The sequence below is a fragment of the Agrobacterium leguminum genome (genome assembly GCF_005144435.2).
Classification (GTDB): Bacteria; Pseudomonadota; Alphaproteobacteria; order Rhizobiales; family Rhizobiaceae; genus Agrobacterium; species Agrobacterium leguminum.
In genome coordinates this window covers 1,205,062-1,230,740 of sequence record NZ_CP120211.1, presented here as the reverse complement: position 1 = coordinate 1,230,740, position 25,679 = coordinate 1,205,062, and the positions used below count along the sequence as shown (strand labels likewise).

Sequence of the window (25,679 nt, the reverse complement as noted above, 5' to 3'; positions counted from 1 at the left end):
CGTTTCAAATCAGCAGGGACGCCGCCGCAAGGGCCTGTCCTTCTTCGGTTGCCTCCAGAAAGCTGCGCTGGGTGCGGGCATCGCGTTTTGTCACCCGCACGAAACGTGGCGACAGGGCAGTGATTTCGCGCAGAATGAGGGCGTGTGCAAGCCCCAGCCGGTTGGCGATGCTGCGGCTGTCAGCGGCGATGTTCAGATAAACCGAAAGAAGGATCGCTGCGCCCGTGGCTGTCAGCGCCCGTGAGGAGCTTTCATGAACCCGCTCCACCGCCGCCATGAACGCGGCGGCGGATTGCTTCTCTTCCATCAGGAGGCATCCCGGCGCAGGCGAACGGAGACGAGCACCGATTTCGATGTCGGCGTGAAACTGCCTTCGCCATAGCTCGACAGCGGCACCAGCACGTTCAGTTCGGGATAATAACCGCCGACACTGCCCTGCGGGATATTATAGGGCACCAGCCGGAAATTCCGCGCAATGCGTTCCACGCCGTCGCCATATTCGCCGATGACATCGACGCGCTGGCGGGAATGGGCACCGAGCGCTTCCATGTCCTTCGGGTTCATGAAGATGACGTGGCGCTCGCCATAGACGCCGCGATATCGGTCATCCATGCCGTAGATCGTGGTGTTGTACTGATCGTGGCTACGGAAGGTCTGCAATACGAACAGGTCATCGCGCGTGAGCGCCTGCTGGTGTTCTGTCTGTTCGGGCAAGGGGCCGCTATAGAAGGTGGCCTTTTTCGCCGGTGTGTTCCATTCCCGTTCGGCTGCCGCGTTACGCAGATGAAAACCGCGCGGCACGCGGACGCGCTCGTTGAAATTATCGAAACCGGGAATGACCCGCTCGATCATGTCGCGGATGAGGTCGTAATCATCGGCAAGCGCCTTCCAGTCGACTTGGGCATTGCCAAGCGTCGCCTCGGCGATACCGGCGACGATGGCGACTTCCGAACGCAGCTCATCCGAGGCCGGCGGGTTGATGCCGCCGGAACCGTGCACCATGCTCATGGAATCTTCGACCGTGACGATCTGCGACCGGCCGGCCGAATTGCGGTCGATTTCCGTTCGGCCGAGGCAGGGCAGCACGAAGGAGGTTTCGCCCGGCACCAGATGCGAATGGTTGAGCTTGGTGGCGATATTGACGGTCAGCTTCTGCTTTTCGAAAGCCTTGACGATCAGCGGGCTGTCGGGCGTCGCGCGCATGAAATTGCCGCCGAGCGCGATGAAAGTCTGAGCCTCGCCGTCCAGCATCGCGGCGACGGCTTCGACGGTATTGTGGCCGGGCTTGCGCGGCATGGGGACGCCGAGTTCCTTTTCCAGCGCGTCGAGAAGTGCGGGCGGGGCTTTTTCATCGATGCCGACGGTGCGGTCGCCCTGCACGTTGGAATGGCCGCGCACCGGGCAAAGGCCGGCGCCGGGCCGACCGATATTGCCGCGCAGCAGCATGAAATTGGTGATCTCGCGAACGATGATGACCGAATGCTTGTGCTGGGTGACGCCCATGGCCCAGGTGGCGATGACGGAACCGGCATTCATGTAGATACGGGCGGCTTCCTCGATTTCCGCGCGGGTGAGGCCGGACTGGTCGAGAATGCTTTCCCAGCTCGTCGCATCGACGGCAGCGCGATAGGCCTCGAACTCCGCTGCATGTTCGGCGATGAAGTCGTAATCGATGATGGCGGGTTCGCCCGCCGCCCTTGCGGCATCGTCAGCGGCGAAGACCGCCTTGCTCATGCCGCGCACGGCCGCCATGTCGCCGCCCTGGCGCGGTTGGTAATAATTGGTGGCGATGCGGGTGCTGCTGCCGGTAATCATCTCCACCTTGTCCTGCGGGTCGGCAAAGCGCTCCAGACCCTTTTCGCGGATGGGGTTGAAAACGGCGATGCGGGCGCCGCGAAGGGCGGCGCGGCGCAGGTCTCCCAACATGCGGGGATGGTTGGTGCCGGGATTTTGTCCGATTACGAAAATGGCGTCCGTCTGCTCGAAATCCTCAAGCAGCACGGTGCCTTTGCCGACGCCGATCGAAGCCTTCAGGCCGACGCCGCTTGCTTCGTGGCACATGTTGGAACAGTCGGGGAAATTGTTGGTGCCGTAAAGCCGGACCATCAGCTGATAGAGGAAGGCAGCCTCGTTGGAGGCGCGGCCGGAGGTATAGAACTCCGCCCGGTCCGGGCTGTCGAGACTGTTGAGGATACGACCGATTTCGGCGAAGGCATCGTCCCAGGAGACGGGCAGATATTTGTCGCTCGCCCGGTCATAACGCATGGGGTGGGTGAGGCGGCCCTGCTTTTCCAGATCGTAGTCGGACCAGCTGCGCAGTTCCGAGACGGTGCGGCTGGCGAAGAAGTCCGGCGGCACCCGGGCTTCCGTCGCCTCCCATGATACCGCCTTGACGCCGTTTTCGCAGAACTCGAAAGAGGAACCGTGTTCCGGGTCGCCCCAGGCGCAGCCCGGGCAGTCGAATCCGTCCGGCTGGTTGGTCTTCAAAAGCGTGCGGGCGCCGGAAATCGGGGCACCGGATTCGAGAAGGCGTTTGCCGACGCTTTTGAGTGCGCCCCAGCCGCCTGCGGCGGTCGATGCCTTGCCTATGAAGTCCGTCTTGCTCATGGTCCTGATTCCCGGAATCTGTCTTCTCGTGCCCGCCTGTCGGCGTTTGCCGTTTGTCAAATGCCTATCCAGAAGCGCCGTTCCACGCTGCCTGTCAATGTCTTAATTGTGCATTGCGGCGAAACCTTTGTTCGCCCGTTCGACATTTAAAACGGGAACGGCGTAAAGGGGGTGGGCGTTGTCGCAAAACAAGCTGCAAAGCTTGGCTAAACATGCCTATAGCCGCTGGCCGTGGCTAAGCCTGCGAACCGGAAGAGGAATGTTGAATGGATTTTTCGCCGCAGCCGGAGAGCTTGTTTATTTGCCGCTATCCGGTTGTTGACAATAAACCTTTTAACGCCATTCTGCCTGCGCATCCGTGCACTGCGGCATTTGAATACAAGGGGACGCCAGATGACAGACCGTGACGACGATCCTGTCGCGCCCGAGGACATGAAGCCTGCGGAAGCGCCCTCCGATATTTACGCAGAAGACGGGTCCGTCCGCTCGGATTTTCTGACGATGGTGGGTGCGGCGATCGCTGACCGTGATCTGCTTTTCCTGCGCAAGAACGTGGCGCGGCTGCACGAATCCGAACTCGGCGACCTGCTGGAATCCATCCTGCCTGAACAGCGCCATGCGCTCGTGCGCCTTCTCGGTTCCGACTTCGACATGACGGCGCTGACCGAGGTGGATGAGGGTATCCGCCTCGATATCGTCGATCAGATGTCGAACGAGCAGATCGCCGCCGGTATCGGCGAGCTGGATTCGGACGACGCGGTCTATATTCTCGAGGATCTCGACGACGAGGACCGCGAGGATATTCTCTCGCAACTGCCGTTCACCGAACGTGTGCGGCTGATGCGGGCTCTGGATTATCCGGAAAGCTCGGCCGGCCGCCGCATGCAGACGGAATTCGTGGCCGTGCCGCCGTTCTGGACCGTGGGGCAGACCATCGATTATCTGCGCGAGGAAGAGGAGCTGCCGGATTCCTTCACGCAGATCTTCGTCATCGATCCCACCTTCAAGCTGGTCGGCGCGCTCGATCTCGACAAGGTGCTGCGCGCCAAGCGTCAGGTGAAGATTGAAACGATCATGCACGAGACCAACCACTCCATTCCGGCCGAGATGGACCAGGAAGAGGCCGCGCAGCTCTTCGAGCAATATGACCTTCTCTCCGCCGCCGTGGTCGACGACAACGGCCGACTAGTGGGCGTGCTGACCATCGATGACGTGGTGGACGTCATTCAGGAAGAGGCCGAAGAGGATCTGCTGCGCCTTGGCGGTGTCGGTGACGAAGAGCTGTCTGACTCGATTGCCAGCACGTCCCGTTCACGCGTGCCCTGGCTTGCGGTCAATCTCATCACCGCCTTTCTCTCCGCCTCTGTCATCAGCCTGTTCGATGCGACGATCCAGCAGATCGTCGCGCTGGCGATCCTGATGCCGGCGGTGGCCGGCATGGGCGGCAATGCCGGATCGCAGACCATGACGGTGTCGGTACGTGCACTCGCCACCAAAAGCCTCGATATTCACAACGCCGCCCGCATCATCAGGCGCGAGGCGGGTGTGGGTATCCTGAACGGCATGCTGTTCGGTTGCGCCATCGGCGTTGTCGCCGGTATCTGGTTTCAGGATATCCATATCGGCGGCATCATCGCCACGGCCATGTGTCTCAACATGCTGGCGGCGGCACTGGCGGGCATTCTCATTCCGCTGGTGCTCGACAAGTTCGGGGCGGACCCGGCGGTCTCTTCGGCGGTCTTCGTCACGGCGGTCACCGATATTGTCGGCTTTTTCGCCTTTCTGGGGATCGCGACCTGGTGGTACGGTATTTCCGGGTAGGGCCACGCGGGCGAAAATTGACTTTTACGTGAAGGTCAAATAATATCATCCGGTTATGAATCGGATAGGCCCTTGGACAAGTATTATAGCATAACCGAACTGACACGCGAATTCGGTGTTTCCACCCGTACCTTGAGATTTTACGAGGACGAGGGGCTGATTCACCCTGAGCGTCGGGGGCGCACACGGCTTTTCAGGGCTGCGGACCGCCGCCTCATTCAGGAAATCCTGCGCGGCCGCCGTATCGGTTTCACGATCTCTGAAATTCGCGAAATCATCCACGTCTACAAGGAACCGCCGGGCGAATCGGGCCAATTGGTGCTTCTGATGAAGAAGGTCGATGAAAAGCGCGCCGAGCTTCGGCAAAAACGCAAGGACATCGAAGAGACGCTGGCGGAACTCGACAATGTCGAAGAAGCCTGTCTGACGCGGCTTGCCGAAATCGGCGTTGGGACGTGAACGAAATTTCGGGCGATATTCGCGCTGCGTCATCGTTTAAGAATTAATATGTCTCCTCCGTCATCCTCGGGACAAGCCCGAGGATGACGCCGAGTGCGGATGGGAACGCTCGAAAACGTCGGCTCGATTTGGCCCACTCGTACCTACTGCGCCTCAACCGTACACTGTTGCGCCACCTCGCTGACCTTCGTCTGCTGATCGGCGCTGAGCTTGCCTTCCATCATCGTGTCGAACAGGTTTTCCGCCTGCAGCTTCTCCAGCGTGCAGCCGCAGAAACGCTGGCACAGTTCCAGCCCGTTCGCCTGCTCGACGCAGCTCTTTTCACAGCTCGATTTGTAAAGCTCGACCTGATCGACAGGCGGGGGCGGGGCGATGAGCGACAGGGTGTAGACGAGGCCGATCAGCACCGGCTGGTGGATGAGGTAAAAGGCAAGGCTGTGACGGCCGGCGCCTGCGATCAGATTGCGAGGCGAACTCGGGCTTCGAAAGCGGTCGAGCCAGTCGCGCGGTATGACGAATTGCGAGACCGCAAGTCCGGCGAGGAAGGGCGCAAGCCAGGGCAGCAGCGGCACATAATCGTTCGAGCGGGGCGGCATGGTGGAAAAACCGATCCAGGCCAGCCATTTTGCGTTGAACAGTTCGGATTGCAGATAGTGCGGCAGGATGAAAGCGATCGCTGCAAAAAGCAGCGTCACGGCCGCGGGGGCTCGCAGGAACAGCAGCCCGACAAGGCTTGCGGCGGCGATATTGTGCAATATGCCGAAGAAGATGAAGCTGTCCGGAAAGGCGAAATAGGTGGCGACGGTAATGAGCAGCGCCGAGCCGGCCACCATCGCAAAACGCTTGCCGAAGGACGGCCAGTTCACGCCCTTGCCATGGGCGAGAAACAGGCTGAAACCCGCCAGAAACAGGAACGAGCTGGCGATGCCGCGCGCATAGAGTTTCCACAGGCCGGTCGTCGCCGTGCCGGGTTCGAGATAGCCGAAATATTCCAGATTCCAAGTGAAGTGGTAGGACGCCATGGCGATGAGGGCCAGCCCGCGCAGGGTGTCGAGACCGCCTATGCGGCCTTTGCGGCGGTTTTCGTTTGCGGCTGCGTTCGTGTCCATGGTTTCCGTTTTTCAAGCTTTCGGGGAGGCCGGTACCACGCTGGGCTTGGCCCTTGAAGTGCGGCTATTTCAAGGCCTGTTTTCTTCCATGATGGCGCGTCGCGCTTCGGAAAAGAACTGGCGGCGCAACAGCGCCACGATGATGATGACCGTGCTGGCGATGAAGACGTAAGGGCTGATGAACCAGCCGAGATAACCGATGGACAGAAAGATGGTCCGCAGGCCGTCATTGAAGTTCTTAGCAGCGATGATGTTCATCTTTATGACGTTTTCGGCCGCCCGCTCCGCCGCCTCGCGATCGGCGCCGACATCGTGGACCATGGGAATGGCGCCGAACAGGATCGTGCAATAGTTGAACAGGCGGTAGGACCAGCCGAACTTGAAGAAGGAATAACCGAAAAGACAGGTGAGCCCTATGACCTTCAGTTCGAAGGCCGTGCGCCCGGCATAATGCACGAAAGGCATGTCGCGAAACACCGATTCGACCTGTTCGGTCGCGCCCAGAAGGGCGAAACATCCGCCGATGGCGAAGATGGAGGTGGAAGCGAAAAAGGCGGTGCCGTTCTGCAGGCCGGCCATGATCTGCGTGTCGATCATCTTCAGGTCGCGCTTCAGCGAATTCATGATCCAGTCTCGCCGACGCTCGGCCATGGCCTGATTGAGGCTGGCTCTCGAAAACAGCCTCGTTCCCGTCGTGACATGGGTATAGACGGCCCATAGCAGGATGAAAACGACGATCGAGATATAGTCCATGACGGTCATCACGGGCAGGTCACCTTGCTGTTTGCGAATCTTCGAAAGCATATTGATTTGAAGGCCATGGCAAGGCAATGGCGGCGGCTGCCGTCACTCCATATTCTCCTTTGGCGTTGCGGTTTCATCATTCGGTTTTTCGCTAACTTTCCGGTAACCAAGTCGCTTTATCAATCTTGCCGCGGACGACAGGTCTGCCGGTTCCGGATTAAGGTTTTGCGTCCCGGTTCCGCCTGATTTTTGGCTAACGGCAGGGACCGATTGACAGGATGGCCGTTCGCACCTAGCCTTTCATCAGGACCGGTGTTTCCGGTATCCGGAGCAGCCAAGGCTGATATGCCCCGCATCCTGCAGGCAGGTCTTGTTTTCTCCGGCCCGGTATCAGCGGCAGTCCGGCATGAGCAACCGGGGGACGCCTTTTTCTACGAATCGTTCCCTTCATGTCTGCCTGTCCCTGGCTTGCGACACGGCGAAGATGCCGGTCCGCTTCATTCTTTTCCTTCAGGTTTTAGATGACAGATAAAAACCGCTCCGTTTTCATTCTTGGCGGCGCGCGCTCCGGCAAGTCCCGTTTTGCGGAGGAGCTTGCGGGCAAGTCCGGTGGAAGCCTGCATTATCTGGCCACCGGCCGGGCATGGGATGACGAGATGCGCGACCGCATCGTCCATCATCAGGCGCGGCGCGGCGGCGAATGGGCCACCCATGAAGCGCCCGTCGATATTGCCGCCGTGCTGGAGCAGCTCGACGCGCCGGAAAATGTCGTTCTCATCGATTGCCTCACCCTGTGGCTCACCAATCTGATGATGGAGAATGCCGATATCGAGGCTGCCTTTGCGGCGCTTGAGGCGGCGATTGTATCGGCTCGGGCGAGGCTGATTTTCGTCTCCAACGAAGTCGGTCTCGGCATCGTGCCGGAAAACCGCATGGCGCGGGAATTTCGCGATCACGCCGGCCGCCTGCATCAGCGAATCGCCGCCATTGCCGGTGAGGTCTATTTTGTCGCCGCCGGTCTGCCCCTGAAGATGAAGGGCTGAAACGGCACCAGCGAAAGCAGGGCCGACGTCGCCGCGCATTTTTGCTCTTACGCAAATTCCTCTCAGAAAGCCGCGCCCCGTTTTGCCGGGGCTGCGACAGCTTTGCTTTCTTGATCTGGATCAAGGTGGCGTTCCCCTGCCGGTGGCAATGCTCCAACCGACGCAAAGGCGCGTTTCCGCTCTCCCAGGCGCGTGCCGTGCCTTTCGTCGGTCGGCTTGCACGTTGGGGGAAACCAACAATGAATTACACGTTAGAAACCGCGATCGTGGCGCTCGGCGCCTTTCTCGCGTTGCTCGGGGCAGCCTTTGCCCATGACAGTCTTTTCGCCGCCCATATGTGGGTGCTGTTCTTTACGCTTCTGGTCAGCACGGTGCTTCTGCTGCGCCGTGTCTCCTTCGCGCCTGTCGATTCAGCCGCGCGTGCCCGCCTCAAGTCGGAATATTTCGACGAGGTGGTGAAATACGGCGTCATCGCCACCGTGTTCTGGGGGGTCGTCGGTTTTCTGGTCGGCGTCGTGGTGGCGCTTCAGCTCGCCTTTCCCGATCTTAATATCGCGCCCTATTTCAATTTCGGCCGGATGCGGCCGCTGCACACATCGGCGGTGATCTTCGCTTTCGGGGGAAATGCGCTGATCGCCACTTCCTTTTACGTGGTGCAGAGAACCTGTCGGGCGCGCCTGTTCGGCGGCAATCTCGGCTGGTTCGTGTTCTGGGGCTACAACCTCTTCATCGTCATGGCCGCCACCGGCTATCTGCTCGGTATTACGCAGGGCCGCGAATATGCGGAGCCGGAATGGTATGTGGACATCTGGCTGACCATCGTCTGGGTCGCCTATCTGCTTGTGTTCCTCGGTACGATCCTCACGCGCAAGGAGCCGCATATCTATGTGGCGAACTGGTTCTATCTGAGTTTCATCGTCACCATCGCCATGCTGCATATCGTCAATAATCTGGCGGTGCCGGTGTCCTTCCTCGGGATCAAGAGCTATTCGGCCTTCTCGGGCGTGCAGGACGCGCTGACGCAATGGTGGTACGGCCATAACGCCGTCGGCTTCTTCCTGACGGCCGGCTTCCTCGGCATGATGTACTACTTCATCCCGAAGCAGGTGAACCGCCCGGTCTATTCCTACCGCCTGTCGATCATCCACTTCTGGGCGCTGATCTTCATGTATATCTGGGCCGGTCCGCACCACCTGCACTACACAGCGCTGCCGGACTGGGCGCAGACGCTCGGCATGGTGTTCTCTGTCATGTTGTGGATGCCCTCGTGGGGCGGCATGATCAACGGTCTGATGACGCTTTCGGGCGCATGGGACAAGATCCGTACCGATCCCGTCGTGCGCATGATGGTGATGGCGGTTGCCTTCTACGGCATGGCGACCTTCGAAGGCCCGATGATGTCGATCAAGGCCGTCAACTCGCTCAGCCACTATACCGACTGGACCATCGGCCATGTTCATTCCGGCGCTCTCGGCTGGAACGGCATGATCACCTTCGGCGCGATCTATTACCTGACGCCGAAACTGTGGGGCAGGGAGCGCCTCTATAGCCTGCAACTGGTCAACTGGCACTTCTGGCTCGCCACGCTCGGTATCGTCGTTTACGCCGCCGTCATGTGGGTGGCCGGCATCCAGCAGGCGCTGATGTGGCGCGAATACGATGCCCAAGGCTTCCTCGTCTATTCCTTCGCGGAATCGGTCGCAGCGCTGTTCCCCTATTACGTGATGCGTGCATTGGGCGGCCTGATGTTCCTCAGCGGCGCGCTGATCATGGCCTACAACGTCACGATGACCATCCTCGGTCATCAACGCGAGGAGGGCGCCAGCAAAGGCGCGACACCCTCGCTGCAGCCTGCCGAATAAGGAGGGGCCCCATGTCCATTCTTGACAAACACGCCGTCATCGAACGCAACGCGACGCTGCTTCTGGTCGGTTCCCTGCTGGTCGTTTCCATCGGCGGCATCGTTGAAATCGCACCGCTCTTTTATCTCGAAAACACCATCGAGAAGGTGGAGGGCATGCGACCCTACACGCCGCTGGAGCTGGCCGGGCGCAACATCTACATCCGCGAGGGATGTTATGTCTGCCACAGCCAGATGATCCGGCCCTTCCGCGACGAGGTGGAGCGTTACGGGCATTACAGTCTGGCGGCGGAATCCATGTACGACCACCCGTTCCAATGGGGTTCCAAGCGCACGGGGCCGGACCTCGCGCGCGTCGGCGATCGTTATTCGAACGAGTGGCACGTGCAGCATCTGGCCGATCCGCGTTCGGTGGTGCCGGAATCGATCATGCCCTCCTATGCGTTCCTGAAGACCACGACGCTGAAGATCACCGACGTTTCCATGGAGCTGAAGGCCAACCGCGCAGTCGGCGTGCCCTATAGCGACGAGATGATCGAAAAATCCGCCGCCGATCTTGCCGCCCAGGCCGACCCGAATGCGGATTCGTCGGAACTTCTGGCGCGTTATCCGAAGGCGAAGGTGGGCGATTTCGACGGCGATCCGGCCAGGCTTACCGAAATGGATGCGCTGGTCGCCTATCTGCAGATGCTCGGCACGCTGGTCGATTTCTCGACCTATGACGATGCCGCCGGATACCGGTGAGGAGGTTTAAGCCATGGAAACCTACACGGCCATGCGCCACTTCGCCGATAGCTGGGGCCTGCTTGCCATGACCCTGTTCTTTGCCGGCGTCGTCGTTTTCACCCTTCGCCCCGGCTCCAGACAAGCCGCGGACGATGCCGCCAGCATTCCGCTCAAGGAGGACTAGGATATGTCCGAAAAACACATTGATGACATCAGCGGCGTCGAAACCACCGGCCATGAATGGGACGGTATCCGCGAGCTGAACAATCCCATGCCGCGCTGGTGGGTCTGGACCTTCTATTTCACGATCCTGTGGGCCATCGGCTACACCATCGCCTATCCGGCATGGCCGCTGATCAATGGGGCGACGCAAGGGTTGCTCGGCTGGAACAGCCGTGGCGATATTGCCGCCGAAATTGCCGATGCAAAACAGTCGCAGAGCGTCTTTGTCGACAAGATCGCTAATTCGTCGCTTGCCGAAATTCAGGCCGACCCGACCCTGATGCAATTTGCCCTTTCCGGCGGCGCTGCCGCTTTCAAGGTCAATTGCATTCAGTGTCACGGTTCGGGCGCGGAAGGCGGGCAGGGTTATCCCAACCTCAACGATGACGACTGGATGTGGGGCGGCAGCGTCGACGACATCTATACGACGGTGAAGCACGGCATTCGTTTTGCCGACGATGCGGATACGCGTGCTTCGGAAATGCCCGCTTTCGGTGAAATTCTGAAATCGGACGAAATCCGCGAGGTTGCTGCCTACGTTGTCAGTCTCACCGGCACCCCCTCCAACCCGGCTCTGGTGGAGCCTGGCAAGCAGGTCTTTGCTGACAATTGCGCTTCGTGTCACGGCGAAGATGCCAAGGGTAATCGCGAATTCGGCGCGCCCAATCTGGCCGATGCGATCTGGCTGAAGGCGCATGGGGAGGAAGGCATCGTCGCGCAGATCCGCTCGCCCAAGCACGGGGTCATGCCCGCCTGGGGTGAGCGTCTCGGTGATACGACGGTTAAGCAGCTGGCGATCTTCGTGCACTCGCTTGGCGGGGGCGAGTGATTGCTTGAGGTAGAAAAGCAAAGGGCCGCGTGATGCGGCCCTAAGGCCACGCGGAGATGTTTTGGGCAGAGTGCCTCATCCGCACTCGTCACCCCGGACTTGATCCGGGGTCCAGCGCGATCAAGTCATTGATCGCAAAAGACTCTTCTCACGGCGCAGACGCGCCGTGGCTGGATGCCGGATCAAGTCCGGCATGACGGAGAGGTTTCAATGTGGGCCGCGATGCGGCCTTTTTCTTATCGATCCGACCAGACGGCCAGTTCATACCCGTCCGGATCAGTGAAGTGAAAACGCCGTCCGCCCGGAAACTCGAAAAGTGCAACACTGATCTCTCCGCCGGCGGCTTCGACGCGTCGTTGCACATCCTCGATATCGGCGGCGTAGAGAATGACGAGCGGTCCGCCCTTGGCCGAGACCGGCGCCGTGGTGGTGAAACCGCCGGTCAGTCGGCCATCGGAAAACTCGCAATATTGCGGACCGTAATCCTTAAAGGACCAGCCGAAGGCGCCGCCGTAAAATTCCTTGCTGCGCTCGATATTGGCGACGTTGAATTCGATATAGTCGATCCGCCGGTCGTTCGTATTCGTGGTCATGCTTCCTCCATCAATCCTTTTCGAGCAGCGCCTTCAGCGTTTTGAGATCGGCCGTGATCGCTTTTGCATCCTGCTCGAAATCCTCGTCCGTCATGCCCTGAAGGCGAAGCAGGGTGAAACTCACCTCCGTACCGCTGCCGTTCGGCGTGACCCGTAGCGCGTTATAAACCTTCACGCCATCCGGCAAGGTCACGACATGGTCGATGACGCCGAACTCGTTTGCGGGCGCGAAATTGACGCGCACCTCGCCAAGCGGCCCGCCCTCGGCGATCCAGTCCTCGCCGTCCGGTGTGAGGCCGCCCGCAAGACCTGCGGCCCAGCGGGGCATGTTCTGCGGGTTGGAGGCGAAGTCATAGACATGGCTCCAGGGTTTTTCGACCGACAGATGAATGATTCTCGACTGCATGACAGGCATTTCATCCTCCCTTGGCGGCGCGTTCCCATCTGCGCCACTTTGTCGTCACTTGATGTAAGTCAAGGATGTTTCACCGGGGAGATGGGAGAAAGCAAGGAGATAAAAACGGACTCCTATCATGAACATCTATCGCGCCGGACAGGATCGCCCGCAACAGCCCGTCGAGAGGCTGGAGGCGGAAGCCGTCAATTCCGCAAAAACGCGCAAACCGCTCTACGAAGCACGCAGGAAGATTTTTCCCAAGCGCGCGGAAGGGCGGTTCCGGCGGTTCAAATGGCTGGTGATGCTGGTCACGCTCGGCATTTATTATCTGACGCCGTTCCTGCGCTGGGATCGCGGTCCCTATGCGCCGGATCAGGCGGTGCTGATCGATATCGCCAACCGGCGCTTTTATTTCTTCTTCATCGAAATCTGGCCGCAGGAGTTCTTCTTCGTTGCCGGATTGCTGGTCATGGCCGGGCTTGGGCTCTTTCTTGTCACTTCCGCTGTCGGGCGCGCATGGTGCGGTTACACCTGTCCGCAGACCGTCTGGGTCGACCTGTTTCTGGTGGTCGAACGGGCGATAGAGGGCGACAGGAACGCGCGCATGAAACTGGATGCCGCGCCCTTCACATTCGGCAAATTGCGCAAGCGGGTGCTGAAACACGCGATCTGGCTGGTGATCGGCGTTCTGACCGGCGGCGCCTGGATTTTCTATTTCGCCGATGCGCCGACGCTGGCCATGCAGTTCATGACCGGGCAGGCGCCGATGATCGCCTATTCCACCGTCGCCATCCTCACCGCCACCACCTATGTCTTCGGCGGGCTGATGCGGGAACAGGTCTGCACCTATATGTGTCCCTGGCCGCGCATTCAGGCGGCGATGCTGGATGAGAATTCGCTTGTCGTCACCTATAATGACTGGCGCGGCGAACCGCGCTCGCGGCATGCCAAGAAGGCTGCGGCGGCAGGGGAGAGCATCGGCGATTGCGTCGATTGCAATGCCTGCGTCGCGGTCTGTCCCATGGGCATCGATATCAGGGACGGGCAGCAGCTGGAATGCATCACCTGCGCGCTCTGCATCGATGCCTGCGACGCGGTGATGGACAAGATCGGCAAGCCGCGCGGGCTGATCGCCTATGCGACGCTTTCCGAATACCAGTCCAACATGGCGCTGGCGACCGGCAATGGTGAGCATGCCATCCGCCCCGCCAATGTGCGCGAGGAGGACGGCAGCTTCAGGAAGAGCATCCGCCACTTCAACTGGCGCATCGTCTTCCGGCCGCGCACGCTGCTTTACACGGCAATCTGGTCGGCGGTCGGTATCGGCATGCTGTTTGCGCTGGTGACGCGCGAGCGGCTGGCGCTGAATGTGCTGCATGACCGCAATCCGCAATATGTGCTGGAATCGAACGGCTCCATTCGCAACGGCTATACGGTGCGCATTCTCAACATGGTGCCGCAGCCGCGCATAATGAGCCTGACCATCGAGGGCATTCCGAATGCGGTGATGAAGATCAACGGCATGCCGGATACGGCCGCGCGCACCTTCGAAGTGACGGTGGAGCCGGACGAGGCGACGACGCTGAAGGTCTTTGTCACCCTGCCGGGCAAAGATGTTGCGCGGGCGGCGGAAAATTTCGAATTCATCGTCAGCGATACGGGTGGCCATGAGACGGCCCGCTACGATGCTGTCTTCAACGCTCCGGGAGTGAAAAAATGACCGTGAACAATCGCCAGACGTCCGGTTTCACGTTCACCGGCTGGCATATGCTGGGTGTCATGCTGCTGTTTTTCGGCACCGTCATCACCGTCAACATGGTGATGGCCTGGAACGCGGTCAACAGCTGGAGCGGGCTCGTCGTGCCTAATACCTATGTGGCCAGCCAGCAGTTCAACGCCAAGGCGGAAGCCGCCAAGGCAAGGGCTGCCACCGGTATCAAGGGCAAGCTCATCGTGGATGAAAAGACGGTGCGTTACGAGGTGTTTCATCCCGACACCGGCCCGGTCGACACCGATAGGGTGACGGCGCATTTTCGCCGGCCTGTCGGGGAACGCCAGAATTTCGACATGGAGCTGACCCCGGTTTCCACCGGCGTCTTCACCGGCCCGCATGACATGCTGCCGGGCCAATGGATCGTCGAGGTTACCGCCGTCAAGGACGGCCGGATTATCGTGCATGAGGGCACGCGGATTGCCGTCATCAGGGGGCGCAAATGAGCTGCTGCGCACCGGGAACGGAAGGTTCGCTTCAACTCGGCGAGCCGGTCAATCCGCCATCGTCGGAGGAATTGCTGCTGGCGAGCCGCGATCTGGGGCAGGGGTTGCGCCAGACCGATCTCAGCGTGCCGGATGTGTATTGCGGCGCCTGCATCACAACCATCGAGACCGCGCTTAACCGTTTGCCGCAGGTGGAACGGGCACGGGTGAACCTGTCGTCCAAACGTGTGGCGGTTGTGTGGAGGGAAGAGGTCAATGGCGTCAGGACCGATCCCGCCGAGATTGCCCGTGCAATTCTGTCGACGGGATACCGCACTCATCTTTTCGCCAGCGCGCAGGATGCTTCCGACTCGTTGCGCTCGCAGCTGATAAGGGCGGTGGCGCTGTGCGGTTTTGCCTCCGCCAATATCATGCTTCTGTCCGTCTCCGTCTGGTCGGGGGCGGATGCGGCGACGCGCGACATGTTCCACTGGATTTCGGCGATGATCGCCGCGCCGGCGCTGATTTATGGCGGGCGTTTCTTCTATCAATCGGCCTGGAACGCACTGAAACACGGCCGCACCAATATGGATGTGCCGATCGCCCTTGCCATCACGCTTTCCTATGCCGTTTCGCTGTGGGAGACGATCCATCACGGCGAACATGCATGGTTCGATGCGACCGTATCGCTGCTGTTCTTCCTGCTGATCGGCCGAACGCTTGACCATATCATGCGTGACAAGGCGCGTTCGGCCATTGCCGGGCTTGCCCGTCTTTCGCCGCGCGGGGCAACGGTGATCGGTGAGAATGGAACGCGGGAATATCGGCCGCTTGCCGATATCCAGCCGGGAATGTCGATGGCGATTGCGGCCGGGGACCGCGTGGCGGTGGATGCCGTGGTCGTCTCCGGCAGCAGCGATCTCGACATGTCCATCGTCAATGGTGAAAGCGCGCCACGCCGCGTTACGGCAGGCGACAGCCTTCAGGCCGGTACGCTCAATCTCACCGGTTCGCTCACCGCACGGGTGATGGCATCGGCGAAGGATTCCTTCCTCTCGGAAGTGATCGGGCTGATGGAAGCGGCCGAAGGCGGGCGGGCGCGTTACCGGCGCATCGCCGACCGGGCCGCAAGCTATTATTCTCCCGTGGTGCATCTTCTTGCGCTGGTGACGTTTCTCGGCTGGGGCATTTTCGGTGGCGACTGGAAACAGGCGATGCTGATCGCTATTGCGGTTCTCATCATCACCTGCCCCTGCGCGCTTGGTCTTGCCGTTCCCGTCGTGCAGGTGGTGGCCGCCGGAAGGCTTTTCCGGCACGGCATCATGGTCAAGGAAGGCTCGGCCATGGAGCGGCTGGCCGAAATCGATACCGTGCTGTTCGACAAGACCGGCACCCTGACCGTCGGAAAACCGAGATTGGTCGAGACCGGCGATGTGAAGCCTGCCACCATGGCGATTGCAGCCGGGCTTGCAGCCCATTCGCGGCATCCTCTGTCGAAAGCCTTGCATGCGGCTTATAGTGGCGCTGTGCCGGCCTATGAGGCGGTGCGGGAAATTCCGGGCTCCGGCGTCGAGGCGGAGACGGAAGCCGGAACCTACCGGCTGGGCAATCGCCGTTTCGCATGCCCGGATGAAGTGAGCGTCGACAATGGCGATGCGCGCTCGGAAGTGGTGCTGTCCCTCGATGGCAGGCATCTGGCGAGCTTCGGTTTCGAGGATAATCCGCGCGCGGGTGCGGTTGCGGCATTGCGCAGCCTGTCGGTGCGGGGCCTGATGCAGGAAATCGTTTCGGGTGACCGGGCAGCAGCCGTCAGCGCCATGGCGCAGCGACTGGGGATCGGCAACTGGCGTGCCGACCTTTCGCCGAAGGACAAGGCGGCGCGTTGCGCCGAGCTTGCCGGCGAGGGGCGCAGGGTGCTGATGGTGGGAGACGGTATCAACGACGCGCCGGCGCTCGCCGCCGCGCATGTGTCCATGGCGCCCGCCACCGCCGCCGATATCGGCCGGCAGGCCGCCGATTTCGTGTTCATGCAGGAGGATCTCGATGCCGTGCCTTTCGCAATCGAGACATCGCAGCGGGCAGGAAGGCTAATTCGGCAGAACTTCGCGCTTGCCATCGGCTACAACATCATTGCCGTGCCGATTGCGATTGCCGGTTATGCGACGCCGATGATTGCGGCCATCGCCATGTCGACATCGTCCCTGATCGTCGTGGCCAATGCGTTGCGTCTTGCCGGTACGGCTGAAACCGTCCGTCCTCAGAACCAAGCGAAGACCGGATTTGCAGGCGAGGGGGCGCAACTGGCATGAATATGCTGATCTATCTCATTCCCGTCGCGCTGTTCTTAGGCGCGCTTGGCCTTTTCGCCTTCCTCTGGTCGGTGCGCTCGGGCCAATATGAGGATATGGACGGGGCCGCCTGGCGGGCGCTGGATGACGGTGACGACCGGCCCCGACGATCATAAGAGGCGAGGCGGGCTTGGCGTTTTGAACCGGCCTCGACCTGTCGCAAATATGCAAAGCTGATTTGCGTCATCAAAATTTAATCGTTTCAGTCCCGGCTAGCCTTGCCGTTTGTTCATTACAGTGCCACAACACGACCACCAAAAAGCAAGATGGAGGCACATCCGTGGAACAGGCAGAAATCGGTTTGATCGGTCTCGGCGTCATGGGCTCGAACCTGGCGTTGAACATCGCGGAAAAGGGCAACAAGATTGCCGTATTCAACCGAACCCCTGAAGCGACGAAAAAATTCTACGCCGAGGCTGGGGAGTTGCAGGGACAGTTGATCCCCTGCGAAACCATCGAGGAATTCGTCGCCGCCATTCGCCCTCCGCGCCCGATCATCATCATGATCAAGGCCGGCGATCCGGTCGACCAGCAGATGGAAATCCTGAAACCGCATCTCGCCAATGGCGACATCATGATCGATGCCGGCAATGCGAATTTCCGCGATACGATCCGCCGTTTCGACAATCTGAAGGATAGCGGCCTGACCTTTATCGGCATGGGCGTTTCCGGCGGTGAAGAAGGTGCGCGCCACGGACCGTCGATCATGGTTGGCGGCACCGAGGACAGCTGGAAGCGCGTCGAGAAGGTGCTGACTTCCATTTCCGCCAAGTACAATAACGATCCGTGCGTGGCATGGCTCGGCAATGACGGCGCCGGCCATTTCGTCAAGACCATCCATAACGGCATCGAATATGCCGACATGCAGATGATCGCCGAAATCTACGGCATCCTGCGTGATGGCCTTGGCATGAGCGCCGTCGAAATCGCCGACGTGTTCGCAGAATGGAACAAGGGCCGCCTGAATTCCTACCTGATCGAAATCACCGAGAAGGTCCTGCGCGCCGCCGATCCGATCACCGGCAAGCCGATGGTCGATTTGATCCTCGACAAGGCCGGCCAGAAGGGCACCGGCAAGTGGTCGGTCATCGAGGCGCAGAATATGGGCGTCGCTGCAACCGCCATCGAGGCGGCCGTGGCTGCCCGTATCCTGTCGTCGCAGAAGGATGAGCGCGAAGCTGCCGAGAAGATCTTCGGCCTGCCGACACTCGCAGCGGCACCGGCTGACAAAAAGGCCTTCATCGCCGATCTGGAAAGCGCGCTTCTGGCCGCCAAGGTCGGCGCTTATGCGCAGGGCTTCGCCATCATGTCGGCCGCTTCCAAGGAGTTCAACTGGAACCTGCCGATGCCGACGATTGCCCGCATCTGGCGCGCCGGCTGCATCATCCGCTCGGAATTCCTCGATGAGATCACCTCGGCCTTCACCAAGGACCCGCATGTGGCCAACCTCATCGTGACGCCTGCCTTTGCCGGCATCGTCAAGGATACGGACGCGCCGTTGCGCCGTGTCGTTTCCTATGCCGTTCTGTCGGGTCTGCCGGTTTCGGCGCTGGCTTCGGCACTTGGTTATTTCGACGCCTATCGCCGTGGCCGCGGCAGCGCCAACCTCATTCAGGCGCAGCGCGACTTCTTCGGCGCGCATGGTTTCGAACGCACCGACGGTGTGGACAAGCCGCACGGCCCTTGGGGCAGCGGCGCCGACATTTTCTGATCGGCTGAAACGACAAACGACAAAAGGCCCGCGCGAGCGGGCCTTTTTCATTTCATCTATGCCTGGATTAGCGGGCGGCGGCGAGGCCGACGATCAGGCCGCTGACGGCATTGATGAGCAGGAACTGGTTGTCGACGCGCACCCAGCGCTGGTCGCGGCGCGGCTCGGCAAGGCGATAGCGGCGATAATCGCGGCGGTCGATGACGTGGCGGCGTTCACCCGCAGACAGGCGCTGGCCGCGATCCCAGCGGTGCTTCTTGACGATGACCTTCTTGGTGGTGACCTGACGCTCGACGGTGACGCCGCGATGGCGATCGTCGTGGCGGCTTTGGGCCTGAGCCATCGGAGCGGCGAGAACGGTGGCGGCCAGAAGAATGGTGACGAACTTTTTCATGGAAGTTTCCTCTTGGGTTTCGATGAGGAGAACTTACGGATAAACGAATGAACGGAAACTGAATTTAAAATTACATTTATGTAATGGTTGTTAACGGTTAGGGGTGGGAGTTAATCTTTTGTTTTGAGATTTTTGGCCCGGCTTTTGCAATGTGCAGACCGCCCGGCGGAACCGGGCGGTCTCTCCTCAGTCAGACGCGTTCGGCGGATTTTGCCCAGAGGTTGATATCCGCTTCCTTGGCGTAACGGTCGATTTCGGCAAGTTCCTCGGCCGTGAAATCCGGCTTGTCGAGCGCCTTCACGCAATCCTCGACCTGTTCGACACGGCTTGCGCCAATGAGCGCCGAGGTGATGCGGCCGCCGCGCAGAACCCAGGCAATCGCCATCTGCGCCAGCGTCTGGCCGCGCCGCTCGGCAATGCTGTTGAGTGCACGGATGTTCTCGACATTGCGCTCGTTGAGGAAAGCGGGGTTCAGCGACTTGCTCTGCGCGGCACGGCTGCCCTGCGGCACGCCACCCAGATATTTCGTCGTCAACATGCCCTGCGCCAGCGGGGAGAAGACGATGGAGCCGATGCCCAGTTCTTCCAGCGTATCGACGAGACCGTCTTCCTCGATCCAGCGGTTGATCATCGAATAGCTCGGCTGATGGATGATGCAGGGCGTGCCGAGGTCCTTCAGGATCGCGGCGGCCTCGCGGGTGCGCTTCGAATTGTAGGACGAGATGCCGACATAAAGCGCCTTGCCCGAACGCACGATCTGGTCCAGCGCGCCGCAGGTTTCCTCAAGCGGCGTATTGGGGTCGAAGCGGTGGGAATAGAAGATATCGACGTAATCCAGACCCATGCGCTTCAGGCTCTGGTCGCAGGAGGCGATTACGTATTTGCGGCTGCCCCATTCGCCATAGGGGCCGGGCCACATGTTGTAACCGGCCTTGGAGGAGATGATCATCTCGTCGCGATAGCCGGCAAAATCCGTCTTCAGGATTTCACCGAAGGCGGTTTCGGCGCTGCCGGGCGGCGGGCCGTAATTGTTGGCGAGATCGAAATGGGTGATGCCGAGATCGAAAGCGCGGCGGCAAATGGCCTGTTTGGTCTGGTGCGGCGTATCGTTGCCGAAATTGTGCCAGAGCCCCAGCGAGATTGCCGGCAGTTTCAGGCCGGTCTTGCCGCAATGATTATATTTCATGGATGCATATCGGTTTTCGGCCGGTTGCCAAACCATGGGTCTTCCTCCGCTTGCTGATGACTGGCTGCCGGAGAACCCGGCAACCTTTTGAACCGATGAAGACAGGCGTGGGTTCACCTGTCATTCCCGAGAGGGATGGTTATGCCTTTCTCCGCATGGTTTCAATGCCGGGATTGGGCGAGGATTGGCAGGTATGAAGATCGAAGATGCGGAAATGCGGCTGGGGGCCGTCCGCTTTCGGGGTGAAGATGATACGGCGCGTTTCGCCGGCGGCAAGATCGAAGAGATTGTCGGAATAACGTCCGGGCTGATCTGCCTCCAGCATGACGAAGAGGGCGAGACCGGTGGCGGTAACATCGATTTCGAACTGGCCGTTTTTCAGTGTATTGGTGGTGAATGTCAGGCCGGCGGGCTGAAGCTCCAGCGCCTTGTAGCTATCGCGCACATGGTGGCCTTCGCCGGTCATGCCGTTGGAAGCGATGAAGCTCCAGGCAAGGACGGCGCCGTCAGGCAGGCTGTCCATGTCGATATCGGTCAGCATGGCGGCCCTGTCGGTCGCGCAGGTGCCGTTGGCGGATTTCAGCGGCACGCGGTTGCCGTCCATGGTCAACGCAATGATGTTCATGTCGATCTCCACATCCTCCGCCGTGTCGTTGACCATGGAGAAGTTCACCCGGCGTCCATCTTCTGAGGGGATGGCCGAGACCGTGACGGGCTGGAAGAAACGGCGGGCGGCATAATGCAGCGCTTTCCAGCCGCCGCCATAATCGAGGCTCGACCATGAGGCGACCGGCCATGTGTCGTTGAGCTGCCAATAAAGCGTGCCCATGCAATGGGGCTTGAGCGAGCGCCAGTAATCGACAGCCGTGCGGATCGCCAGCGCCTGCTGCACCTGGCTGAGATAAATGAAATTCTCGAAATCCTTCGGAAAGCGGAAGTAGCGGAACATGGTGCCCGCAATCCGCTCATTGCCGCCGACATTCTTCTGGTGCAGCTCGATGACTGGGGAGGCGATGTTCATGTCCCTGTCTTCCGCGTAGGTGCGGATGACGGGCATGGATGTATAGGACTGGAAACCGAATTCGGAGCAGAAGCGTGGTTTCACCGAACGATAATTGTCGAACGACTTGTTCTCGTGCCAGACGGACCAATAATGCATGTCGCCGGAACCATCCGCGTGCCAGGCATCGCCATAATCGAGATAACCGGAGGCGGGGCTCGATGGCCACCAGTGCGCTTCGGGGGCGGCTTTTTTCAGGGCTCTTTCGATCGTGCGGTTCAGGCGGTCATAGGCCACGAGATAACGGTCGCGATTGTTGCGGGATTCATCGAACCAGGTCAGCGCACCCACCAGCTCATTATCGCCGCACCAGAGCGCGATGGACGGATGGGAGGAGAGGCGTTTAACCTGATAGTCGACCTCGTGTTCGACATTGTCGAGGAAGTCCTCGCTGCAGGGATAGAGATTGCAGGCGAACATGAAATCCTGCCAGACCAGCAGGCCGAGGCGGTCGCAGAGATCGTAGAACCAGTCTTCCTCATAGAACCCGCCGCCCCAGACGCGGATCATGTTCATATTGGCCTCGACCGCGGAGCAGAGAAGGTCTTCGGTCTTTTCCCGGCTGGTCAGCGAATAAAGCGCATCGGCGGGGATCCAGTTGGCGCCGCGGCAGAAGATTTCCCGGCCGTTGATGCGGAAGGCAAAGCGGCTGCCTGCCTCGTCTTTGTCCGTCAGAAGCTCGATGGTCCTGAAGCCGATCTGCCGGGTCACGGTCTCATCGGGCAATTCCACCGTCAGCCTGTAGAGCGTCTGTTCGCCACTGCCGGCTGGCCACCAGAGCTCCGGGTTTTCCACGAAGAAGACGTGGCGCACCACCGTTTCGCCGACGCCGACGCCGCAATCGAGCCTGAGCCTTTCGTCATTCAGCGACAGATAGACCGGCAGGCTCGCGGGGCCTTCGGCAAACAGCGTGACGGCCACATGCAGTTCCACGCCGCCTTCGACATGGTGCTGCGAGGTGACGACATGTTCGATGCGGGCTGTATCGAGGCGCTTCAGCAAGATTTTGCCGTAAAGGCCGAGCGGGGCAATCGCGATATTCCAGTCCCAGCCGAAATGGCATTGCGGCTTGCGCAGCATGTTGCCATTGGCAATCGGCGAATTGCCAGGGTGATAGGGAATATAAAAAGGCTGCCGCGCCTGCCGTTCCGCGCCGGCCGCGATGTTGGAATGGAAATGGATGCGGATGGTGTTTTCACCCGGCCGCACAGCCCGCGAAACATCCGGGCGGTAACGGCGGAAACAATTGTCGGCGCTCAGCACCGGGATGTCGTTGACGAAGACGATGGCGACGGTGTCGAGGTAATCGATATCGAGATACCAGCTGGCATCCCCCTCATCGAGAATGAAGGTTCGCTCGAGGATCCAGTCCTGCTGCGCGACCCATTGTACCGCCTTCTCATTGGCGCCGTGATAGGGATCTGGAATGATGCCCGCATTTTTGAGCGCGGTGTGAATATCGCCCGGTACGGAAAGCTGGGTGGCGTGGTCTCCTTCCACCGAGGTCAGGCGCCAGGACCCGGCCAGATCGATGACGGTTTCGGGCGAGGAAGAAGAAATCATAATCGGACCCTGCATAATATGAATTCGAAGAAGACTGGCCTGCATCATGGTGCAGGCTTGTGTCAGAATCTGGGGGGAAATGGACGCTCGCAAAGCGGCTGCCTCACATTTATCCGGCTTTGCGATTTCCTCCCTTCGGCAACGTTACCGTAAAACAATCGTTCCGTCATTCCTTTGAGTGGGAATCAGTAACATGAAAAATGTCGGGGAACGCCGGGGCTTGACAATGACGTTGTCTCGCTCAGTAATTCGTGAGTTTTTTTATTTTATATTAGTATTTTATGTCAGTTTTTTAATCTGTAAAATGAGAATTTTTATTCCATGATATTCGGACTTTTGGCCCCGTAAGAAAAGGATCGCAGTCGGGAAATATTTTCCGGACCTATATCGTTTTAGCTGAATTGGCGGATAGCCGGACAAGACCGGCCTTTGACCGCAGACCTTTGCCTTTGCAACGGAGCAAAAGCTATCTATGATTATCGTTCGGTAAAGCGTGGCGAAATGACATGAACGATACTGGCAAATCCGGCAGGGACGACATACCCGCGACCACGGGCGAGCGTCCGACCTTGAAGACAATCGCCTATATGACGGGTCTCGGCATCACCACCGTCTCGCGCGCACTGAAGGATGCGCCCGATATCGGCGCTGAAACCAAGGAGCGCGTGCGGCTGATCGCCCGGCAGATCGGTTACCAGCCAAACCGGGCCGGGGTGCGCCTTCGCACCGGCAAGACCAATGTGATTGCCCTTGTGTTGAGCGTCGATGAAGAACTGATGGGTTTCACCAGCCAGATGGTCTTCGGCATCACCGAGGTTCTTTCCACAACACAATATCATCTGGTCGTGACGCCCCACATCCATGCCAAGGATTCCATGGTGCCGATCCGCTATATTCTCGATACCGGTTCGGCGGATGGGGTCATTATTTCGAAGATCGAGCCCAACGATCCGCGCGTTCGTTTCATGACGGAGCGCAACATGCCCTTCGTCACTCATGGGCGGTCCGATATGGGCATCGACCATGCCTTTCATGATTTCGATAACGAAGCCTATGCCTATGAGGCGGTCGAGCGACTGGCGCAATGCGGACGCAAAAGGATCGCGGTCGTCGTGCCGCCATCGCGGTTTTCATTCCACGATCACGCCCGCAAGGGGTTCATGAGGGCAATCAGGGACTTCGGCCTTAGCGAATTTCCGCTGGATGCCATCACCATCGAAACGCCGCTCGAAAAAATCCGCGATTTCGGCCAGCGGCTGATGCAATCCGATGACCGTCCCGACGGCATCGTTTCGATCAGCGGCAGCAGCACAATCGCGCTGGTGGCCGGTTTTGAGGCAGCGGGTGTGAGGATCGGCGAAGATATCGATATCGTCTCGAAACAGTCCGCCGAGTTCCTGAACTGGATCAAACCGCAGATCCACACCGTCAATGAGGATATCAAACTGGCGGGCAGGGAGCTTGCGAAGGCCCTTCTGGCGCGCATCAACGGTGCGCCGCCGGAAACCCTGCAGAGCATCAGCAGCCCTGTCTGGTCTTCAATGGCGCCGAAGCCGTAACGAGCTGCTTTGCGATTGATGGCGCGACGTCTTTACCCAGCGATTGTCGCGCCTCGTTTCCTCATGCATTACTTTATATTTCAAGCGCAAGTAACTTGTTTGAAATATGTATTCTTCCGATCACTCACGCCTCGGCCCGTATTCCGGTTCAAAGCCGGAATGACGGAACCGGGGTGTTAGGGGCGGCAATGCGCATCAGGACAGGCAATCCTTCAGCGAGCCTGCAATGCCGCGCATCAGCTTGAAATAGAGGTCCGGGCCGGGTTCCAGTGTCGCTGCCTCCGGATCGAGCGTCGCCGATTTCGCGGCGGTGCCTTCGGTAATGACCGAAATCAGCTTCGGCTCGAATTGCGGTTCAGCGAAAACGCAGGTTGCGCCGAGCTGGCGAACCTTTTCCTGCATCTGCTTGACGCGGTCCGCACCGGGCAGGGTTTCGGGGCTGACGGTGATCGACCCCGCCGTCTTCACGCCGTAACGATGCTCGAAATATTGATAGGCATCGTGGAAGACGATGAAGGGCTTGTCCTTCACCGGCTTGACCGTTTCCCTGAGTTCGGCATCGAGCGCATCGAGGTCGTCGATCAGTTTTTTGGTATTGGCCTGATAGGTCGCGGCATTGCCGGCATCGGCGGCGATCAGCGCGGTTTCTATCGTCTGCGCCATGGCCTTGGCATTGGCGGGATCGAGCCAGAGATGGGTGTCATATGCGCCGTGGTCATGGCCTTCGTGACCCTCCGCATGGTCGTGTCCATGATCGTGCGCGCCTTCCTCTTCAGCGTGGCCGTCATGCGCTTCGTGGCCTTCATCGCCATGGTCATGTGCTTCAAACGGGCCGCCTTCACGGAAGGGCAGCTTTTCCAGACCCTTGGCATCTTCCAGTTCCACCACGGTCGCCTTGCTGGCAAGCGCTTCGAGCGGCTTTTCCAGGAATGCTTCCAGTCCCGGCCCAACCCAGAAGACCACATCGGCCTTTTCGAGCTTGCGGGCATTGGACGGTCTGAGATTATAGGTATGCGGCGAAGCCGCGCCGTCGACGATGAGCTGCGGTTCGCCGACGCCCCGCATGATGGTGGCGACGAGGGAATGGACGGGCTTGATCGAGACCACGACATCGGGCGCGGCGGTGGCGCCGGAAGCGGCGGCCGCTATTGCCACCGATGCCATGAGCGGGATCAGGAACGATTTCATGAAATGCACTCCACTTGAAGAAGTATAGTTATGTTATTACATTTATTGCGTAACTCTATAACG

24 protein-coding genes are annotated in these 25,679 nt (G+C 59.8%); 14 read left to right on the top strand and 10 right to left on the bottom strand.

What is annotated here, in order from left to right; all coding sequences use genetic code 11:
* Positions 1–4: 4 nt before the first annotated feature.
* Both CFBP4996_RS06100 and CFBP4996_RS06095 read right to left on the bottom strand, forming a co-directional pair.
* Complete coding sequence (locus CFBP4996_RS06100) at positions 5–307, bottom strand: hypothetical protein (protein ID WP_080851981.1); 303 nt, start codon at positions 305–307, stop codon at positions 5–7.
* A complete protein-coding gene (locus CFBP4996_RS06095; RefSeq protein WP_162935870.1) occupies positions 307–2,607 on the bottom strand; it encodes an FdhF/YdeP family oxidoreductase in 2,301 nt (766 codons plus the stop codon). Before CFBP4996_RS06095 ends, CFBP4996_RS06100 begins: the two co-directional genes overlap by 1 nt.
* A 266-nt stretch (positions 2,608–2,873) precedes the next feature.
* Between CFBP4996_RS06095 and CFBP4996_RS06090 the strand changes: the two genes are divergently transcribed.
* From CFBP4996_RS06090 to CFBP4996_RS06080, 3 genes are all read left to right on the top strand, one after another.
* A complete protein-coding gene (locus tag CFBP4996_RS06090; RefSeq protein WP_170988565.1) occupies positions 2,874–3,014 on the top strand; it encodes a hypothetical protein in 141 nt (46 codons plus the stop codon).
* Positions 3,001–4,428, top strand: coding sequence for a magnesium transporter (gene mgtE, locus CFBP4996_RS06085; protein ID WP_080851985.1), 1,428 nt, complete (start codon positions 3,001–3,003; stop codon positions 4,426–4,428). The genes CFBP4996_RS06090 and mgtE overlap by 14 nt, the downstream gene beginning before the upstream one ends.
* 72 nt (positions 4,429–4,500) lie before the next feature.
* Positions 4,501–4,887: a MerR family transcriptional regulator gene (locus CFBP4996_RS06080; RefSeq protein ID WP_003524989.1), complete on the top strand. Its 387-nt coding sequence runs from the start codon at positions 4,501–4,503 to the stop codon at positions 4,885–4,887.
* A 143-nt stretch (positions 4,888–5,030) separates the two neighbouring features.
* Here the strand turns inward: CFBP4996_RS06080 and CFBP4996_RS06075 are convergent, their stop codons facing one another.
* Together CFBP4996_RS06075 and CFBP4996_RS06070 are read right to left on the bottom strand one after the other, a co-directional pair.
* The gene (locus CFBP4996_RS06075) at positions 5,031–5,996 is read right to left on the bottom strand and encodes a heparan-alpha-glucosaminide N-acetyltransferase (protein ID WP_080851987.1); all 966 of its coding nucleotides are present in this window, start codon (positions 5,994–5,996) and stop codon (positions 5,031–5,033) included.
* A 69-nt stretch (positions 5,997–6,065) separates the two neighbouring features.
* Complete coding sequence (locus tag CFBP4996_RS06070; protein WP_003524993.1) at positions 6,066–6,758, bottom strand: DUF599 domain-containing protein; 693 nt, start codon at positions 6,756–6,758, stop codon at positions 6,066–6,068.
* A gap of 503 nt (positions 6,759–7,261) precedes the next feature.
* Between CFBP4996_RS06070 and cobU the strand changes: the two genes are divergently transcribed.
* From cobU to ccoP, 5 genes are all read left to right on the top strand, one after another.
* Positions 7,262–7,783: a bifunctional adenosylcobinamide kinase/adenosylcobinamide-phosphate guanylyltransferase gene (gene cobU / locus CFBP4996_RS06065; protein WP_080851989.1), complete on the top strand. Its 522-nt coding sequence runs from the start codon at positions 7,262–7,264 to the stop codon at positions 7,781–7,783.
* Positions 7,784–8,022: 239 nt separating this feature from the next.
* A complete protein-coding gene (gene ccoN, locus CFBP4996_RS06060; protein WP_080851991.1) occupies positions 8,023–9,645 on the top strand; it encodes a cytochrome-c oxidase, cbb3-type subunit I in 1,623 nt (540 codons plus the stop codon).
* A gap of 11 nt (positions 9,646–9,656) precedes the next feature.
* A complete protein-coding gene (gene ccoO, locus CFBP4996_RS06055; RefSeq protein ID WP_080851993.1) occupies positions 9,657–10,388 on the top strand; it encodes a cytochrome-c oxidase, cbb3-type subunit II in 732 nt (243 codons plus the stop codon).
* A gap of 13 nt (positions 10,389–10,401) precedes the next feature.
* On the top strand, positions 10,402–10,554 hold the full coding sequence (locus tag CFBP4996_RS06050; protein WP_003525003.1) for a CcoQ/FixQ family Cbb3-type cytochrome c oxidase assembly chaperone: 153 nt from the start codon (positions 10,402–10,404) through the stop codon (positions 10,552–10,554).
* Between the two features lie 3 nt (positions 10,555–10,557).
* A complete protein-coding gene (ccoP, locus tag CFBP4996_RS06045; RefSeq protein ID WP_078053008.1) occupies positions 10,558–11,421 on the top strand; it encodes a cytochrome-c oxidase, cbb3-type subunit III in 864 nt (287 codons plus the stop codon).
* A 236-nt stretch (positions 11,422–11,657) separates the two neighbouring features.
* On the opposite strand, the gene CFBP4996_RS06040 is transcribed toward ccoP, so the two are convergent.
* Both CFBP4996_RS06040 and CFBP4996_RS06035 read right to left on the bottom strand, forming a co-directional pair.
* Positions 11,658–12,014 (bottom strand): VOC family protein, encoded by a 357-nt coding sequence (locus CFBP4996_RS06040; protein WP_080851995.1) that lies wholly within the window; start codon positions 12,012–12,014, stop codon positions 11,658–11,660.
* A gap of 10 nt (positions 12,015–12,024) precedes the next feature.
* Positions 12,025–12,429, bottom strand: coding sequence for an SRPBCC family protein (locus CFBP4996_RS06035; RefSeq protein ID WP_080851997.1), 405 nt, complete (start codon positions 12,427–12,429; stop codon positions 12,025–12,027).
* A gap of 118 nt (positions 12,430–12,547) precedes the next feature.
* Here CFBP4996_RS06035 and ccoG point away from each other — a divergent pair, with 118 nt between their 5' ends.
* The 5 genes from ccoG to gndA all read left to right on the top strand — a co-directional run bounded on the left by ccoG (position 12,548) and on the right by gndA (position 18,666).
* Entirely contained in the window at positions 12,548–14,131 is a 1,584-nt protein-coding gene (gene ccoG, locus CFBP4996_RS06030) for a cytochrome c oxidase accessory protein CcoG (RefSeq protein WP_080851999.1), read from the top strand.
* Positions 14,128–14,628 (top strand): FixH family protein, encoded by a 501-nt coding sequence (locus CFBP4996_RS06025; RefSeq protein ID WP_080852001.1) that lies wholly within the window; start codon positions 14,128–14,130, stop codon positions 14,626–14,628. The genes ccoG and CFBP4996_RS06025 overlap by 4 nt, the downstream gene beginning before the upstream one ends.
* Positions 14,625–16,916, top strand: coding sequence for a cation-translocating P-type ATPase (locus CFBP4996_RS06020; protein WP_080852004.1), 2,292 nt, complete (start codon positions 14,625–14,627; stop codon positions 16,914–16,916). The genes CFBP4996_RS06025 and CFBP4996_RS06020 overlap by 4 nt, the downstream gene beginning before the upstream one ends.
* Positions 16,913–17,071, top strand: a complete 159-nt coding sequence (gene ccoS, locus CFBP4996_RS06015) for a cbb3-type cytochrome oxidase assembly protein CcoS (RefSeq protein ID WP_003502794.1) — start codon at positions 16,913–16,915, stop codon at positions 17,069–17,071. The genes CFBP4996_RS06020 and ccoS overlap by 4 nt, the downstream gene beginning before the upstream one ends.
* Before the next feature lie 164 nt (positions 17,072–17,235).
* Positions 17,236–18,666: an NADP-dependent phosphogluconate dehydrogenase gene (gene gndA / locus CFBP4996_RS06010; RefSeq protein WP_080852005.1), complete on the top strand. Its 1,431-nt coding sequence runs from the start codon at positions 17,236–17,238 to the stop codon at positions 18,664–18,666.
* Positions 18,667–18,733: 67 nt separating this feature from the next.
* Here the strand turns inward: gndA and CFBP4996_RS06005 are convergent, their stop codons facing one another.
* The 3 genes from CFBP4996_RS06005 to CFBP4996_RS05995 form a co-directional block, all read right to left on the bottom strand.
* Positions 18,734–19,060, bottom strand: coding sequence for an RcnB family protein (locus tag CFBP4996_RS06005; protein ID WP_035223395.1), 327 nt, complete (start codon positions 19,058–19,060; stop codon positions 18,734–18,736).
* Positions 19,061–19,250: 190 nt separating this feature from the next.
* Entirely contained in the window at positions 19,251–20,282 is a 1,032-nt protein-coding gene (gene mgrA / locus CFBP4996_RS06000) for an L-glyceraldehyde 3-phosphate reductase (protein ID WP_080852007.1), read from the bottom strand.
* 103 nt (positions 20,283–20,385) lie between these two features.
* Positions 20,386–22,884: a beta-mannosidase gene (locus CFBP4996_RS05995; RefSeq protein ID WP_162935871.1), complete on the bottom strand. Its 2,499-nt coding sequence runs from the start codon at positions 22,882–22,884 to the stop codon at positions 20,386–20,388.
* A 491-nt stretch (positions 22,885–23,375) separates the two neighbouring features.
* Between CFBP4996_RS05995 and CFBP4996_RS05990 the strand changes: the two genes are divergently transcribed.
* A complete protein-coding gene (locus CFBP4996_RS05990) occupies positions 23,376–24,428 on the top strand; it encodes a LacI family transcriptional regulator (RefSeq protein WP_162935872.1) in 1,053 nt (350 codons plus the stop codon).
* Positions 24,429–24,623: 195 nt separating this feature from the next.
* Here CFBP4996_RS05990 and znuA read toward each other — a convergent pair whose 3' ends face one another.
* On the bottom strand, positions 24,624–25,616 hold the full coding sequence (gene znuA, locus CFBP4996_RS05985; RefSeq protein WP_080852009.1) for a zinc ABC transporter substrate-binding protein ZnuA: 993 nt from the start codon (positions 25,614–25,616) through the stop codon (positions 24,624–24,626).
* Positions 25,617–25,679: the final 63 nt, after the last annotated feature.

What these genes read in the sequence shown, in the direction of transcription:
- ccoG (WP_080851999.1), top strand. Translation starts at nt 12,548, where the DNA reads ATGAACATCTATCGCGCCGGACAGGATCGCCCGCAACAGCCCGTCGAG.
- CFBP4996_RS06040 (WP_080851995.1), bottom strand. Translation starts at nt 12,014, where the DNA reads ATGACCACGAATACGAACGACCGGCGGATCGACTATATCGAATTCAAC.
- ccoN (WP_080851991.1), top strand. Translation starts at nt 8,023, where the DNA reads ATGAATTACACGTTAGAAACCGCGATCGTGGCGCTCGGCGCCTTTCTC.
- CFBP4996_RS06035 (WP_080851997.1), bottom strand. Translation starts at nt 12,429, where the DNA reads ATGCCTGTCATGCAGTCGAGAATCATTCATCTGTCGGTCGAAAAACCC.
- CFBP4996_RS06075 (WP_080851987.1), bottom strand. Translation starts at nt 5,996, where the DNA reads ATGGACACGAACGCAGCCGCAAACGAAAACCGCCGCAAAGGCCGCATA.
- CFBP4996_RS06005 (WP_035223395.1), bottom strand. Translation starts at nt 19,060, where the DNA reads ATGAAAAAGTTCGTCACCATTCTTCTGGCCGCCACCGTTCTCGCCGCT.
- CFBP4996_RS06100 (WP_080851981.1), bottom strand. Translation starts at nt 307, where the DNA reads ATGGAAGAGAAGCAATCCGCCGCCGCGTTCATGGCGGCGGTGGAGCGG.
- CFBP4996_RS05995 (WP_162935871.1), bottom strand. Translation starts at nt 22,884, where the DNA reads ATGCAGGGTCCGATTATGATTTCTTCTTCCTCGCCCGAAACCGTCATC.
- ccoS (WP_003502794.1), top strand. Translation starts at nt 16,913, where the DNA reads ATGAATATGCTGATCTATCTCATTCCCGTCGCGCTGTTCTTAGGCGCG.
- CFBP4996_RS06095 (WP_162935870.1), bottom strand. Translation starts at nt 2,607, where the DNA reads ATGAGCAAGACGGACTTCATAGGCAAGGCATCGACCGCCGCAGGCGGC.
- CFBP4996_RS06090 (WP_170988565.1), top strand. Translation starts at nt 2,874, where the DNA reads ATGGATTTTTCGCCGCAGCCGGAGAGCTTGTTTATTTGCCGCTATCCG.
- CFBP4996_RS06025 (WP_080852001.1), top strand. Translation starts at nt 14,128, where the DNA reads ATGACCGTGAACAATCGCCAGACGTCCGGTTTCACGTTCACCGGCTGG.
- cobU (WP_080851989.1), top strand. Translation starts at nt 7,262, where the DNA reads ATGACAGATAAAAACCGCTCCGTTTTCATTCTTGGCGGCGCGCGCTCC.
- mgtE (WP_080851985.1), top strand. Translation starts at nt 3,001, where the DNA reads ATGACAGACCGTGACGACGATCCTGTCGCGCCCGAGGACATGAAGCCT.
- CFBP4996_RS05990 (WP_162935872.1), top strand. Translation starts at nt 23,376, where the DNA reads ATGAACGATACTGGCAAATCCGGCAGGGACGACATACCCGCGACCACG.
- CFBP4996_RS06020 (WP_080852004.1), top strand. Translation starts at nt 14,625, where the DNA reads ATGAGCTGCTGCGCACCGGGAACGGAAGGTTCGCTTCAACTCGGCGAG.
- znuA (WP_080852009.1), bottom strand. Translation starts at nt 25,616, where the DNA reads ATGAAATCGTTCCTGATCCCGCTCATGGCATCGGTGGCAATAGCGGCC.
- ccoP (WP_078053008.1), top strand. Translation starts at nt 10,558, where the DNA reads ATGTCCGAAAAACACATTGATGACATCAGCGGCGTCGAAACCACCGGC.
- mgrA (WP_080852007.1), bottom strand. Translation starts at nt 20,282, where the DNA reads ATGGTTTGGCAACCGGCCGAAAACCGATATGCATCCATGAAATATAAT.
- ccoO (WP_080851993.1), top strand. Translation starts at nt 9,657, where the DNA reads ATGTCCATTCTTGACAAACACGCCGTCATCGAACGCAACGCGACGCTG.
- CFBP4996_RS06070 (WP_003524993.1), bottom strand. Translation starts at nt 6,758, where the DNA reads ATGACCGTCATGGACTATATCTCGATCGTCGTTTTCATCCTGCTATGG.
- CFBP4996_RS06050 (WP_003525003.1), top strand. Translation starts at nt 10,402, where the DNA reads ATGGAAACCTACACGGCCATGCGCCACTTCGCCGATAGCTGGGGCCTG.